Annotated in this window: 16 protein-coding genes; 8 read left to right on the forward strand and 8 right to left on the reverse strand. The window is 24.4% G+C overall.

The annotated features are described in order from the left end of the window. Window positions 1–79 precede the first annotated feature (79 nt). Entirely contained in the window at window positions 80–1,105 is a 1,026-nt protein-coding gene (locus AELL_RS06590; RefSeq protein WP_192941217.1) for a replication initiation protein, read from the forward strand. Here AELL_RS06590 and AELL_RS06595 read toward each other — a convergent pair. Continuing rightward, a complete protein-coding gene (locus AELL_RS06595; RefSeq protein WP_129096292.1) occupies window positions 1,072–2,406 on the reverse strand; it encodes a hypothetical protein in 1,335 nt (444 codons plus the stop codon). The genes AELL_RS06590 and AELL_RS06595 overlap by 34 nt on opposite strands. Window positions 2,407–2,529: 123 nt before the next feature. On the opposite strand from AELL_RS06595, the gene AELL_RS06600 reads away from it, so the two are divergent. From AELL_RS06600 to AELL_RS06610, 3 genes are all read left to right on the forward strand, one after another. Further along, entirely contained in the window at window positions 2,530–3,948 is a 1,419-nt protein-coding gene (locus tag AELL_RS06600) for a DNA adenine methylase (RefSeq protein ID WP_118917183.1), read from the forward strand. Between the two features lie 120 nt (window positions 3,949–4,068). After that, complete coding sequence (locus tag AELL_RS14260) at window positions 4,069–4,233, forward strand: hypothetical protein (protein ID WP_164967236.1); 165 nt, start codon at window positions 4,069–4,071, stop codon at window positions 4,231–4,233. A 10-nt stretch (window positions 4,234–4,243) separates the two neighbouring features. After that, window positions 4,244–5,458: an HsdM family class I SAM-dependent methyltransferase gene (locus AELL_RS06610; protein ID WP_118917185.1), complete on the forward strand. Its 1,215-nt coding sequence runs from the start codon at window positions 4,244–4,246 to the stop codon at window positions 5,456–5,458. Here AELL_RS06610 and AELL_RS06615 read toward each other — a convergent pair. The 6 genes from AELL_RS06615 to AELL_RS06640 form a co-directional block, all read right to left on the reverse strand. Next, the gene (locus AELL_RS06615) at window positions 5,455–6,948 is read right to left on the reverse strand and encodes a relaxase/mobilization nuclease domain-containing protein (protein WP_118917186.1); all 1,494 of its coding nucleotides are present in this window, start codon (window positions 6,946–6,948) and stop codon (window positions 5,455–5,457) included. The genes AELL_RS06610 and AELL_RS06615 overlap by 4 nt on opposite strands. Then, window positions 6,929–7,231 carry a plasmid mobilization protein gene (locus AELL_RS06620; protein WP_118917187.1) on the reverse strand — a complete coding sequence of 101 codons (303 nt, stop codon included), beginning with the start codon at window positions 7,229–7,231 and terminating at the stop codon, window positions 6,929–6,931. The genes AELL_RS06615 and AELL_RS06620 overlap by 20 nt, the downstream gene beginning before the upstream one ends. Further along, complete coding sequence (locus AELL_RS06625) at window positions 7,231–7,722, reverse strand: hypothetical protein (RefSeq protein ID WP_118917188.1); 492 nt, start codon at window positions 7,720–7,722, stop codon at window positions 7,231–7,233. The genes AELL_RS06620 and AELL_RS06625 overlap by 1 nt, the downstream gene beginning before the upstream one ends. A 137-nt stretch (window positions 7,723–7,859) precedes the next feature. After that, window positions 7,860–8,327 carry a hypothetical protein gene (locus AELL_RS06630; RefSeq protein ID WP_118917189.1) on the reverse strand — a complete coding sequence of 156 codons (468 nt, stop codon included), beginning with the start codon at window positions 8,325–8,327 and terminating at the stop codon, window positions 7,860–7,862. Window positions 8,328–8,742: 415 nt separating this feature from the next. Next, window positions 8,743–9,537 carry a shikimate dehydrogenase gene (locus AELL_RS06635; protein ID WP_118917190.1) on the reverse strand — a complete coding sequence of 265 codons (795 nt, stop codon included), beginning with the start codon at window positions 9,535–9,537 and terminating at the stop codon, window positions 8,743–8,745. Continuing rightward, entirely contained in the window at window positions 9,537–10,145 is a 609-nt protein-coding gene (locus tag AELL_RS06640; RefSeq protein WP_118917191.1) for a class I SAM-dependent methyltransferase, read from the reverse strand. Before AELL_RS06640 ends, AELL_RS06635 begins: the two co-directional genes overlap by 1 nt. 59 nt (window positions 10,146–10,204) lie before the next feature. On the opposite strand from AELL_RS06640, the gene pgeF reads away from it, so the two are divergent. The 4 genes from pgeF to AELL_RS06660 all read left to right on the forward strand — a co-directional run bounded on the left by pgeF (window position 10,205) and on the right by AELL_RS06660 (window position 13,707). Next, a complete protein-coding gene (gene pgeF / locus AELL_RS06645; protein WP_118917192.1) occupies window positions 10,205–10,885 on the forward strand; it encodes a peptidoglycan editing factor PgeF in 681 nt (226 codons plus the stop codon). A gap of 185 nt (window positions 10,886–11,070) precedes the next feature. Then, complete coding sequence (locus tag AELL_RS06650) at window positions 11,071–12,330, forward strand: malic enzyme-like NAD(P)-binding protein (protein ID WP_118917193.1); 1,260 nt, start codon at window positions 11,071–11,073, stop codon at window positions 12,328–12,330. Between the two features lie 79 nt (window positions 12,331–12,409). Then, window positions 12,410–13,243, forward strand: coding sequence for a formyltetrahydrofolate deformylase (gene purU / locus AELL_RS06655; protein WP_118917194.1), 834 nt, complete (start codon window positions 12,410–12,412; stop codon window positions 13,241–13,243). Continuing rightward, on the forward strand, window positions 13,243–13,707 hold the full coding sequence (locus tag AELL_RS06660) for a tRNA (cytidine(34)-2'-O)-methyltransferase (protein ID WP_118917195.1): 465 nt from the start codon (window positions 13,243–13,245) through the stop codon (window positions 13,705–13,707). The genes purU and AELL_RS06660 overlap by 1 nt, the downstream gene beginning before the upstream one ends. On the opposite strand, the gene AELL_RS06665 is transcribed toward AELL_RS06660, so the two are convergent. Then, window positions 13,700–13,927 (reverse strand): hypothetical protein, encoded by a 228-nt coding sequence (locus AELL_RS06665; RefSeq protein ID WP_118917196.1) that lies wholly within the window; start codon window positions 13,925–13,927, stop codon window positions 13,700–13,702. The genes AELL_RS06660 and AELL_RS06665 overlap by 8 nt on opposite strands.

Genomic DNA, 13,927 nt, shown 5'->3' on the forward strand with positions numbered 1-13,927 from the left:
TACATTTTTTCTATAAACGGATACATATTTATAAAAAAGTGTTTTTTCTTCTTATAATAAACAAAAAAAGGTGTTTAATTTGAATAGTAAAAAACTTTACAAACCCAGAAGTCTTATTTTTTGTAAAGATAATGCAACTCAAAAAGAAAGAATTATCTATAACTACCTACTTTACAGATTAAAATTAGAAAAAAATGTGATTTTAAAAGAGAAAAATGAGGTTGAAAAAATAGGTTATAAATATAAAGGACATTATTTAAAAATTACCTTCAAAGAACTAAGAGAACATTTAAAACTTACCAAGAAAAAAGACATTATAAAAATGTTTGATAATTTAAGACAAATAGATATGAATATACAATTTTTAAATGAATCAAATTTGAATATTGGAAGAAGTAATAAGACTAAATTTACTGCAAAACTAATTGGAGATATTAAAGAGTTTAATAGTGAAGATGGTTTTTTTGAATTGACATTTTCTCCTATTATTATTGATTTAGTTATTAATAGTAAAGATTATACAACTTTATTTATTGAGGACTTAATCAAATTCAAATCTAAATATTCCCTAATCATTTATGAAATACTAAAATCTTCATATATACCTCATTTTAATAATAATCAACCATTAAAAATGAGCTTATCTGATTTTAAATTACTATTAAATGTTGAGAATTATAATATTTCTAATTTAAAAAGAAGAGTTTTAGATGTGGCAAAAAAAGATATACAATACTTGACAGATTTTTTGTTTGAATATAAATTTTTTACTGGCAATGTGGGTAAAAATTATGAATATATAGAATTATATTTTGATGCAAAGAATAGTTATAAAAGAAGTAGCTTTATTTTAGATAAAAAAGTTAAAAACTTAACTCAAAATGAATTGATTTATTTACTTAAAAAGGAATTACCTCAAAATCTATATATTGAACAATTGAATGAGGAAATTAAAGAACTTCAAAATGCTTTATCTCTACAAACAAGAAAAGCAGAAATGGCAATAGATGAGTTGGACTCTAATTATCAAGAAAATTTTGAATTACCTATTGAAGATTTTGATAACTTTGACTATGAAGAAATTAATAATGAATTATGTTTTTGAATTTTCTCACTTACAAAATCAGTTAAAGAAGTAGGAGTTAAAACTTTTACTTCTCCAAGACATTTTAAGACTGAACTTGAAGCATTTGTTATTGTGTCAGTTGCAACAACATAAAACTTATTATCTTTTGGGGTAATACTATAAACTTCTTCAAAATATTTTAATTCATCTTCTGTTTTAAAAGTTGATTGCTTTTTTAGAGGTTTATATAAAAAATATTCAAGTAAAACAGAATTGCACTCCAATATAATTTGCTCTTCATTTTCTGTTGGTTCAAGTGCTAATTTTGGAATAATTTCATATTTAATAACATCATTTATCATAAATGACTTATTTAATGATAGTATCTCTTTTTGTTTATCTTTTGGTAATTGTGAAAGGTAAAAATCTTTTGCACTAATTCCTTTGTCATTAATTGCAAAAATCTTTGACAATAAAATTGTTTCAACTTTTGAAGTGTCAATTTTATCTTTCATTTTTCTGTAATATTCAATAGTTTTTGAATTATCACTATTTATATTTATTTTAATAGGTGAAATAGTTTTATTTACTAAATTACCATTAACTCCATCAATAACAATTGTTATATCTTTATTACTACTAATTGATTGAAAAATTTGATATTCAAGATTATAATTTGATTGAGAATACTCAATTGGTTTTAAAAATTCTTCTATAATTTCTTCTACAATTTCAAAATAATTATCAGTTGTAAGTCCTTTATTACTTTTTAAATAAGCAACTAATAATGGTAATATTGATTTTAAAAGTTCTTTATTATGAATTGTGTATCTTCTTGAATCATCAAACCATTTTTCTAAGTCTATTTTATAGTATGTTTGTAATCTATTTATTACTCTACAATCAGCCATATATAAACATCTAATATTTGCTAATGCTCTTTTTGTTAAATCATTTACTATTAATTCTGTTGGATAATCAATTTCCATAGTGTCATATATATCTTTTAAAATGACTTCATTATTTAATTTATCTACAAATAAAGAGAGAATATAAACAATAGCTTCATCTAAATTGTTTTCTCTTGGTAGATATTTTTTATATTTTTTTAAATGTTCTTCATACTTACTTTCTAAAATTAAATTAATTAAATCTCTGTTCTTTTTTCTTTTTTTCTCAATAAAATTTTTGTCATTACTTGAATAATCACTATTAAAAAAATCATCTTCTATTTCATTGATTTTTGAGAATATATAGTCTTCAATATTTAACAATAGATAATTAATATCTAATAAGTCAATATATTCTTCTAACTTTAAATGTAGCTTTGATTTTTCCATATTTTCACCTTTTTTATCAAAAAAACTTATTGTAGATACCATTATAAAGTATTTTTCTTTAAGAGCTAATTGCCACGCTATGCTATGCGAAAATAATCCTGAAAAAATTAAAAAGGATTAAAAATGAGTAATTTCATTAGAAAAATAAATAAAAGAAAAGTTGCTGTTAAAGCTAAATTAGATGAACTAAAAAATGAAAGTATTGAGATAGAAACTATTGAAGAAGTTCAAATCTCAAATGAAGAAAATCTACCTTCAAAATCAGTTCTTGAATTAGTTGAAAAGAATATTAATAATAAAGAAGTTGATTTTATGGAAAGTGGTTTTACTAAACTTCAAAATCAAGCTACTCAAAGAGGTATTAAATTAGTTGAAAAAGAACTTATTAAAAAACCATATCTCTATTGTTTTGCTTACACAAATATATGTTTAATTTCATATTCAAAAGACAAAAATCTCTTTGATAAAATTGATAATTTTTCAGATATTGAATATTTAGATTTTTTAAAAAATAAAGATAATGAACTTATAAATGTTAAATCATTTAATGATGTTGGGGACTACAATAGATTACCTTTATTTGTATATGCAGGTGGAAAACAAAATCATAAATCAACACAACAAAATATTGTTGCAAGTATGTTGTTAAAATCACCACAAGTTAATTCTTATTATGAACCATTTGCAGGTGGATTAGGTAGTGTTTATAATTCACTTCCAATTTTAATTAAAAATGGAATTAAAAATATTTTTATTTCTGATGTAAATCATTCTTTAATCAATGTTTATAGACAAGTTCAAAGAAACCATAAATCAGTTCAAAGAGAGTTATCAAATATTGAACTTGACTTTTTTAGAGAATATGGAAAACTTTTTGCTGATTCAAAAAAAGAGTTAAAAGACTTTTTTACAAAAAAACAAATAGAACTTAATGAACTTGAAAAGAAAAATAGAATGAATGCTAAAAGGGCAGCACTATTTTTATATTTAATGAATATTTGTCAAGGTGGGATGAATAACTTTGATATGGAAACAAAAACCAATAAGTTTAGTTGTGCTTATGATGGTAATAAACATAAAAAAATAGCTTTTATAATCAACAAAGTAGAAATATATCATCAGATTTTCAAACTTGCTAGCTTTGAGTTTAGAGTTAAAAGATATCAATCTGTATTGAAAAAAGTTAAAAATGATAAAACAGCATTTGTATTGCTTGACCCTGAATATGTTGAGTTTGGTGAAGAGATTATCAAATCTTGCAAACATACTTATACAAATGAAGGTAAAGGTTTTAACCATAAAGAGGTTTTAAATCTATTAAATAATGGTAAATACCCATTTATTTATTATAACAATCACCATTCATTTATTGAAAATATTGCTATTAAAAATGATTATGTATATGTAAAAAAAGATGTTGAATATATCAATGGAAATAAACCAAAATCAAGTATAGAAATACTTATGTATGGAAGATATGAACAACCTCTTCAAGTGATAAATAATACAACCTATATATCAAAAATTGAAAAAGTAGCTTAGTTAGAGAGTCAATTGACTCTCTAACTATTATTAAAATTGAATTATCAATTAAAATAGGAGCTACTATGACATAGATTATTAATGGAACTAAATAGGAAAAATATTTATGAGGATTTTAAAATGAGTTTTATAAAAAAAGATAACCAAATATTAAAAGAAAATGGTTTTAACACTATTAAAATTGGTTGTGATGGTGTTATAAGGTTGCCAAAAAGTGCATTAAATGCAGGAATTGGGAAAAAATTAAGAGACTTAGGTATTAAGTCTAAAATAATAGTATGGTAAAGGATTAAAAATGACTATTACAAATTTAGCAAAAAGAATTAAAGAAAATTTAACAACAAAAGATTTTACAGCTGTGTGTTTCATAGCTTATTTTAAATTGCATCTATCTAAGGGTATGATGTTAAAAAGAGGTATTTCTCAAAATGAAATATATAAATATATCAACAATGAAGAAAATTCATTTAATTTAAAAAGTGTGAAAAACTTTGAAGCACATATTAGAAATGAGTTAAATGAACTAAATAATATTTATGGATTTAGATTTAAAAGTATGGTTAAATCTAAATGGGATAATTTAGGATTATCAGTTGTTGAAGAACAATTACAAACTAATAAAAATGGTATTCAAAATATTATAGAAATTATAGATAAAGAATTGCAACCTTTAACTATTGATTCTATTTTTGATTTGTTTGAAGAATTAAATGGTAGTGATAGAGGTTTAAATGATTTTTTTACTCCTGAATCTATCTCAAAATTTATTTCTAAAATTGTTGGAACTAAGAAGTTTGGCAAAAATATTAATATTTTTGACCCAACAATTGGAATGGGAAGATTAATATACCATTCATTTATGGAATTGAAAGAAAGATATCCAAATTCAAATATTAATATTTTTGGTATTGATTTAAACAAAAGATTTGTAGCAATTAGTGAAGCATTACTAAACCTTGTGAATAATCAAAATGTATTTATAGAAGAAGGTAATACTCTTAAAAATGACTTTGGTTTTCCTCAAATGGATATTTGTATTTCAAATCCTCCATATGAAAAAGGTATTGAATATACATTTGTAGAATATGTAAAAAACTTACATTGTAAATCATTTTTAATTTTACCTAATGCTTTTACTTTTCATAAAAACGCAGAAAAAATAAGAAAAGAATTGATGAATAGAGGTTTAATAAAAACAATTATTCAACTACCAGAAAAATTGTTTAAAAATACAAATATTCAAACAATAATAGTTGAATTAGATAATGACCCTCTAATGAAACTAGAAAAGTTAGCAATTGACAATAAACTATTATTTAAAAAAATTGATTATTCAAAAGATGTTAAAACTCAAATTAAAGAGTTTGAAGAAGAGGTTATAAAAAAAGAATGTAAAGAAAATACAAAAAGAGAAATAAATTTATTAGAGTTAAGAAATAAAATTGCAAATGATCTTGAAAAATTAAGTAATTCAATTAAACCAATTCTATTAGATAATGAAGCTTCTTAATAGGGTTTCAAATCCCTACTTGGACTTAAATCAAAGATTGGAGTAAAAAGGGGTTCTTTCTCTTTTTTTACTTCTTTTTTTGTGTCTAATTTTTTAGATAAACTTTCCAAAATTTCATTTAATAGATTCTCACTTATAATTCCCATAATATTCTTTAAATCTTTTACCATTTTCATTATTGGTTTTAAAATTAGAGGGGTTAAAATTGGCACATAAAAAGCTTCTAGTAGAAAATCTATTGCATCACCTTCAATTTTTGAAAATATATTTTTATATCTGTAATTATGGTTTTTATCTTTATATATTAAAAAAGTATTTTTATTTTTTGAATCTTTAATTAGTGAAAAATCTTTACCTCTTTGAAGTTCATTGAAATTAAAAAACTTGGTTGCAATTTTAGAAATGTCAGATTTAATTAATAGTTTTAAATCTTTAAAAAACTGCTTATTTTGAGAAATAAAACTTGGATAAGGTTCAACTTTATTTTTATCTATTTCAAGAGAAATAGGAATTATTTCATTAGATATTGAAGTTTCAATATTGTTAATTTTTTTTAGTGCTTTTTGTCTTGAATTAGTAAGTCTTTTTTCAATGTGTGTTTTATACTTTTCATTTTCAATGTCAAGTTTAGCTCTTAGTTTCAATAATTTATTTGTTGAGTTAATATCAATTTTTTTACTTGAATATAAATAGTTTTCAAAATCAAACTTCTCATATATCTTTTCATTGTTTTCATTTAGAGTGTATTTTAAATCACCAGTATTAAATAAAGGACTAAATACCCTTTGTTTAGAACCTGAGTCATGTTTTATAGTTGCATAGAACTTGTCATTTTTATAGTCATATCCAAACTTTTCAATGTTGATATTCTCTTTTAAATAATCCAATAATTCTGTATGAGTTTTAAAATGGTGTAAATTACTATTAATTTGATTTAATAGTTCTTGTTCAAATTGTGATTTATCTTTTTTAGTTTTAATTGAACTTGTGTCAATTTTCCAATTTTTTGTTATAGCATTTGTTTTATCTATTGGTTTTAGGTTTTTATTTGTAGGTGATTGTAAATTGTATTTTGTATCTAAATAATCTCTAATAAGTTCAAATCTCTTTCTATCTCTTTTGTCAAAGTATAAATCTAATTTTGTATTAGTTAAAAGATTTTTCTTTGGTATCATACAATGAAAATGAGTGTTGTTTGTATCTTGGTGTAATACTGCACTAATATTTACTTCATCATCTCTATAAGCATTTAATAACTCTTCTTTAAAATCTTCATATATTGATGTTGCTGTTTCATTATCATATTTATTTTTTAGAGAAACAATAATGTGAAAATGTTTATCTTTATATTTTGTATTTTGTGAAATTTGTTTTGTGAGATTTAAATCACCATCAAGAATAAATACTTTTTCTTTATCTCTTTTATTATTGTTTCCATTTACTAAATAATCTGCAAGACTTCCACTACCACTATTTACTGTTATTACCATTTGATAGTTCCTTTAAATAGTCATCAATTTCTAAAAGTAAGTTATATATTTGTATATCTAAACTTTTATTTGCATTGGTAAATCTAGCTATTTGATTTATATTATTGCCAATTTTATTTAAGTGATACAGAACTAAGCCATAATCATTGTTTGATTTTACTATGTAGCCATTTTCTAAAACTTCTCTACAATATTTTGAAAGAGTAATATTTAAACAATTTGCATTAAATTGTAAAGAGTTATACAACTCTTCATTCATACCAACTTTTAAAAATTTTCTCATTATAAATCTAAACCTTTAATAGGTGGTTTTTTATCATTTTTAATATCATTTTTTTTATTTTTATCTTCTATTTTTTGTGATATTAAATTTATAATTCTTTGTTGGTTTTCTAAATAGTTTTTATTTTTTTTCAATATATCAACAAGAACAGTCATATCTTCAATTTTTTTAACTCTTTCAAAATCAATATATGTTTTTTCATACATATCTTTTTTAAAATTAGCACACTCTAATTGATTTCTTAAAAGTTGATTCTCAAAGGATAACTCATAAAGTGCCTCATTAATCTCTTCTATAAAATTTTTATAGTTTAGATTTATACAATTTCTTGAACTTTGACAAAGTAGTATTTCTATTAGTTCATGCAGGTTGTTAGCTTGATATTTTGAAGTTAATTTATTTATTTCATTTGTATCAACTTGACTTTCAATTCTTTCTTTTATTAATCTTATCTCTTTATTGATAAGTTTTTTTAAATCAATGTAGTTCATTTAAAATCCTATTATAATTTTGTGTTTAACAAAATCAAGGTGTCTAATTATCCACTTTATGTGGTAATTTGACTAACCTTGCCCAATTGTCTTATGTAATTATTATAGGATTTAATGCAGTTTTTTTAGTTATCCAATTAAAAATTAGATAACTTTCTTTTCTCCTTTGTTTTTACTGTTTCACAACCATATTTACTTTTAATTTCTTCAAGTGATTTTTCCTTAGGATTTCTACCTTTCATTTCTCCATAATACCACATCTTCTTTTTTGATGCCCATTTAAAATTAAGTTCTTTAAGTTTATCTTTGATTGTTTTAGTATCTCCACTTAACCAAATCCAAGAACCAACAACTTCAATAATTAGATTTTCATAATGTAATATTTGAGATATGATTTTTTCTAACTCTAAATCAAACTTACTCTCATTTGAAAAGTAAATACCATTTTCTAAAATATGGTTATATATACTATTTAACATTTTAAAAAGTTCATCACTTCCTCCAACATCAGGGTGTAATTTTTTAGCTAATTGTTTATATATCTTTTTGGCTTCATTGATACCTTCAATATTTTCAAATTTTTTTTCTATTTCTAAGTGTGTCATCTCTTCATTCCTTTAAAAATTGTTTTACCTTTTTTGAAGATTTTTGAGGGGATTGTTTTATCTTCTTTTTTTTAATTTTAGAAAATAAAAACAACTCTCAAAAACTTTTTAAGGTTTTACCTCTTCTGTTAGTTTCATCGGGTTTTTGTAGGAATGTAGGGATTTAATTTTGACTTAGAATAAAATATAAAATAGTAATAGTTTTTATTTTAGTATCAGTCAATAATTTAATAGAGTGAAATGAGAAAAAAACTGAAACTAATTGAAGTGTAAATTTAAAAGTTTAATTATGATTGTTTTGTTTTTGGTGTGGAACAAAAATTAAAAAGTAAAGAAGATTGTAATTATATAGTTTGATGTAATCAAATCAATTTTTAGTTGTCAGGGTAGATATAGGGTAGATATTTAAAATATCTTACCCTTGTTTTAAACCTTTTCTCATGGCTTCAACTACCATTTTATCGGCTTTTGTGTTAGTAAATAGTTCAAATGCTAAAACACCTTGATATAAAAGCATATCTTCACCGTCTTTTATTTGACAATTATTTTTACTTGCAAGAGCTAAAAATGGAGTTACTTTTCCATAAATACAATCAAAAGTAAAAGAGGCATTTTTAAGTATTGGTTCAATTATCTCTTTTGGTGCAGGTAAATAATCATCTTTTAATCCAGCACTTGTAGAGTTTACAACTAAATCATAAATTTCAGGTTTGAAGTTTTCCCAAGAGTATGAAGTAATATTGTGATTTTTAAAAAAATCTAATTTTCCTTCACTTCTATTTAAAACAGTTACTTTTATATTTTTTTCTTTTAGGGCTAAACTAATAGCTTTTGCTGTTCCTCCAGCTCCTAAAAGAAGTACATTTTGTACTTTTCCAAAACTCTCTATTGCTTTTAAAAATCCTGGTGCATCTGTGTTGTAAGCAACTACTTTTCCCTCTTCAATAACATAAGTATTAACAGCTTCAATCTCTTTTGCTATTCCTTTTACAATATCAGCATTTGCAAAAGCAAACTCTTTATGTGGAACAGTGATATTTGCACCACTATATCCATTTTGTAAAAATACTTCTTTTATAGTATTTCCATCTTCTAAATGATGTTTTTCATAAACTCCATCAAAATTTATATATTTTAATCCTGCATTTTGCATTTGTGGAGATTTAGAGTGAGCTACTGGATTTCCAAAGATTACAAATTTTTTAGTCATTATTTTTTTCCTATTAAGTTAAAAAGAGGGTATTTTTTATCATTTCTTTCATGTATAAATACACTATCACATGAGATTATTTCAAAACCAACTTCTTCAAAAAGTTTACAAAGCTCTTTTATCTCATAACCAAAGTGTTCAACTCCATCGTTATTATGTTTAGCGTGAAATGTTCCATCCTCTTTTTCTAAATCATTTATACAGATATATCCACCATCAACCAAACTCTCATAAGCTTTTTTTGCAAACATTTTAGTATCTTTTATATGGTGCATTGTCATAGAAGAGATAAATAAATCAAATTGATTTTTTGGTAAATCCTCTTCATTTATATTATGTTTTATAGCTTTTAAATTTGAAAAATTTAACTCTTTTACTTTTTCATTAAATTTTTCAACCATACCTTTTGAATTATCCATTCCCAAAATGTTATTTGTTTCATTACTTAAAGCAAAAGCGATAAATCCAGTTCCACAACCATAATCTAAAATTTGTGCATTGTTTTTTAAAGTTATATGTTTTTTTAAGTTCTCTACACAAGCATTTGAACTATCTATACTTGTTTGTTTATTATCCCAAGTTTTAGCAGCTTCATCAAATCTGTTCAAATCTTATCCTTATCAAATTTTTGATAAATTATATCAAAAGCAAATAAAAAGAAGAAAAAATGAGTAATAAAATATTAATAAACTTTACAACAATAGAAGATGGAAATTTGGCATATCATGTTGGAGATATAAAACAAAATGTTGATAAAAATAGGCAAAATCTTGCTTTAAAACTTGGATTTAAAAATGAAGATTTAGTCTATATGAATCAAGTTCATGGGAATAATGTTTTAATAGTAGATAAAAATTCTGAAAAATTAATAGATGATTGTGATGGAATAATTACAAATACAAAAAATCTTCCTTTGATGGTAATGGTTGCTGATTGTATTCCAATTTTGTTTTATGATGAAAAAAAAGGTGTAATTGCAGCTGTTCATGCAGGAAGAAACTCAACTTTTTTAAGAATTGCAGAAATTACAGCAAAAAAAATGATAGAGAATTTTGCTTGTGAAGCTAAAGATATAAAAGTAATTATGGGACCATCTATTCAAAAATGTTGTTATGAAGTAAATGATGAACTTTTAAAAATAGTAAAAACTTCTTTTGGAGAAGAGTTTTGTATAGGAAACAATATAGATTTACAAGGAATCAATAAAAAATTATTGGAAAATCTAGGAATAAAAGAGATACAAATCTCAAATATTTGTACAAAATGTTCAAATAAACCATATTTTTCTTTTAGAAAAAATCCAAAAACAGGAAGATTTGCAGGAATTATAAGTATATCTAATGTTTAAACCTTAAATGATAATTATAAATTATAATTAGATAAAAAAACTTACATAAATTTTACATAACTTTAAAAAAATTACTTAAATGAATTTATATTCATAAAAAATTATAAAAAATCTTTTTATTTAAGTTTCTTTTGGTTACTATTTTGCGATTTTATAATAAATCAGTTTATAAAAAGGGAAATAAAATGAGTACAAAAGTTACTAAAGAAGAAGCATTAGAGTATCACAGAGTTCCAAATCCAGGAAAAGTTGCAATTTCAACAACTACTAGATTGGAAACTCAAAAAGATTTATCATTAGCATATTCTCCGGGAGTTGCGTATCCTTGTGAAGAGATTCAAAAAAATCCAGAATTAGCTTTTGAATATACATCAAAAAGAAATCTTGTAGCAGTTATTTCTAATGGAACGGCTGTTCTTGGACTTGGTGATATTGGAGCAATTGCATCAAAACCTGTAATGGAAGGAAAATCTGTATTATTCAAAAAATTTGCAGCAGTAGATTCTTTTGATATAGAAGTTGATGAAAAAGATATTGATAAATTTTGTGATATTGTAAAGGCTATTTCTCCTACTTTTGGTGGAATAAATCTTGAAGATATTAAAGCTCCTGAGTGTTTTGAAATTGAAAAAAGACTTGTTGAAGAGTTAAATATTCCAGTTATGCACGATGACCAACATGGAACGGCAATTATTACAAGTGCTGCACTTATTAATGCAAGTGAAATGATGGGAAAAAAATTAGAAGATATGAAAGTAGTTGTGGTTGGAGCAGGGGCTTCAGCGATTGCTTGTTCAACGATGTATAAAGAACTAGGAATTAAAAATTTAATTATGTGTGATTCAAAAGGTGTAATACATAAAGATAGAACTGATTTAAACAAATATAAAAAAGAGTTTATTACCCAAACTGATATAACAACAATGGAAGAGGCATTTGAAAATGCAGATATGGTTTTAGGTTTATCAAGACCTGGGACATTTACACTAGAACATATAAAACTTATGAGTGAAGAACCAATTGTATTTACTTTAGCAAATCCAACACCTGAACTTTTTCCTGAAGAAGTAAGATCTGTAAAACCAAAAGCAATTATTGGAACAGGGCGTTCAGATTATGCTAATCAAGTAAACAATGTTTTAGGTTTCCCTTTTATTTTTAGAGGTGCACTTGATGTTCAAGCAAGAAAAATAAATATGCCAATGAAAATGGCAGCTGCAAAAGCTATTGCAAATCTTGCAAAAGAGCCAATTACAGAAGAATTAAGAGCTTCATTTGGTGATTTATCTTATGGAAGAGAGTATATTATTCCAATTCCTTTTGATAAAAGATTAATGGTTGAAGTTTCATCAGCTGTTGCAAATAGTGCAGTTGAAACAGGTGTTGCAAGAGTAAAAGATTTTAATTTGGAAGAATATAGAGAAAAACTAGCTTCTATGATATAACTTAAAATTATCTATTAATTTATAAAATGGTAATATTCTAGCTTTAAAAAATTAAAGCTAGAATAATTATAGGATAAATATGGAAGAGTATATACTGTTAATTGATACAGAAGATTCAAAAGGTTTGGTTTATAATATTTCAAAAGTACTTTTTGCAAATAACTTAAATATCGAACAAAATGCTGAATATGTTGATCCAGAAACTAAAAAATTTTTTATGAGAAGTATAATCTCTGGAAAAGTTTCAAAAAATATCTTACTAAAAGAACTAACAGAAGTTTTACCAGCTGGAGCATCAATTAAATTAAACAAAAAAGAGAAAAAAGATGTTGTTATTTTAGCAACTAAAGAGTCTCACGTTTTAGGTGATTTATTGATTAGATACATTGCTGGAGAATTAAATGCAAATATAAAAGCAGTTATTGCAAATCATGACCATTTAAAAGAGTTAGTAGAAAAATTCAATATTCCTTTCACTTCTATTAGTGCAGAAGGAATGAGTAGAGAAGAACACGAAGATAAAATGATTGCAAAAATTTCTGAGTATGAACCTGAACTTATTGTTCTTGCAAAATATATGAGAATTTTAACTCCAAAATTTGTAGAAACTTTCCCTAAAAAAGTTTTAAATATCCATCACTCATTTTTACCAGCATTTATTGGAGCAAATCCATATAAACAAGCTCACGAAAGAGGTGTTAAGATTATTGGAGCAACTGCTCATTATGTTACAAATGATTTGGATGAAGGTCCGATTATTTTCCAAGATGTGGTAAGAGTTGACCATAGTTATTCTTGGGAAGATATGAGAAATGCAGGAAGAAATGTAGAAAAAATCGTTTTATCAAATGCATTTGAACTACTTTTAAATGATAGAGTTTTTGTTCATGGAAACAAAACGGTAATTTTATAATGTTTAATATAGTTTTATTAGAACCAAGAATCCCTGGAAATGTGGGAACTATTGGAAGACTTGCATTTGCACTTAACTGTACACTTCACCTAATTAAACCTTATGGTTTTGGTGAAATTACAGAAAAAGAAGTTCGTCGTGCTGGACTTGATTATTGGTTTGATTTAGATGTTAGAGAGTATGAAAATATCGAAGATTTTTGGGCAAAAAATCCATTTAATGATAGACACTTTTTCGCAACTACAAAAACAAAACAAGTTTATTTTGAAACAAGTTATGAAGTAGGAGATTATTTTTATTTTGGAAGAGAAGATGCTGGACTTCCTCAATCTATTTTAGATAAAAGTCCAAAAACTTGTATTACAATTCCAATGACAAATGATGCAAGAAGTTTAAATATTGCAAACTCAGTTTCAATTGTTGCTTACGAAGCTTTAAGACAAAACTTTAAAGATTTTAAATAAGTTTATTACTTTTTTCAATAAGTTTTATAACAGCTTCAAGCTCTTTTTGAAGCTGTTTTTTTTCTGAATCTTTTTTAGCTTCTTTTATCTCTTTTTTTAATTTTGCTTTTTTTTGAGATAATTTTTCAATTATCTCTTTAACTTTTTCTTGTTTTGATTCATCTAAACTATCTTTTTTCAAATATTTTTTTATTTTTGAAACGATTTTATCTAAGTTCAT

The sequence above is a fragment of the Arcobacter ellisii genome (assembly GCF_003544915.1).
Classification (GTDB): Bacteria; Campylobacterota; Campylobacteria; order Campylobacterales; family Arcobacteraceae; genus Aliarcobacter; species Aliarcobacter ellisii.

Coding starts and splice junctions, on each gene's coding strand:
- AELL_RS06595 (WP_129096292.1), bottom strand. CDS start 2,406: ATGGAAAAATCAAAGCTACATTTAAAGTTAGAAGAATATATTGACTTA.
- AELL_RS06600 (WP_118917183.1), top strand. CDS start 2,530: ATGAGTAATTTCATTAGAAAAATAAATAAAAGAAAAGTTGCTGTTAAA.
- AELL_RS14260 (WP_164967236.1), top strand. CDS start 4,069: ATGAGTTTTATAAAAAAAGATAACCAAATATTAAAAGAAAATGGTTTT.
- AELL_RS06610 (WP_118917185.1), top strand. CDS start 4,244: ATGACTATTACAAATTTAGCAAAAAGAATTAAAGAAAATTTAACAACA.
- AELL_RS06615 (WP_118917186.1), bottom strand. CDS start 6,948: ATGGTAATAACAGTAAATAGTGGTAGTGGAAGTCTTGCAGATTATTTA.
- AELL_RS06620 (WP_118917187.1), bottom strand. CDS start 7,231: ATGAGAAAATTTTTAAAAGTTGGTATGAATGAAGAGTTGTATAACTCT.
- AELL_RS06625 (WP_118917188.1), bottom strand. CDS start 7,722: ATGAACTACATTGATTTAAAAAAACTTATCAATAAAGAGATAAGATTA.
- AELL_RS06630 (WP_118917189.1), bottom strand. CDS start 8,327: ATGACACACTTAGAAATAGAAAAAAAATTTGAAAATATTGAAGGTATC.
- AELL_RS06635 (WP_118917190.1), bottom strand. CDS start 9,537: ATGACTAAAAAATTTGTAATCTTTGGAAATCCAGTAGCTCACTCTAAA.
- pgeF (WP_118917192.1), top strand. CDS start 10,205: ATGAGTAATAAAATATTAATAAACTTTACAACAATAGAAGATGGAAAT.
- AELL_RS06650 (WP_118917193.1), top strand. CDS start 11,071: ATGAGTACAAAAGTTACTAAAGAAGAAGCATTAGAGTATCACAGAGTT.
- purU (WP_118917194.1), top strand. CDS start 12,410: ATGGAAGAGTATATACTGTTAATTGATACAGAAGATTCAAAAGGTTTG.
- AELL_RS06660 (WP_118917195.1), top strand. CDS start 13,243: ATGTTTAATATAGTTTTATTAGAACCAAGAATCCCTGGAAATGTGGGA.
- AELL_RS06665 (WP_118917196.1), bottom strand. CDS start 13,927: ATGAACTTAGATAAAATCGTTTCAAAAATAAAAAAATATTTGAAAAAA.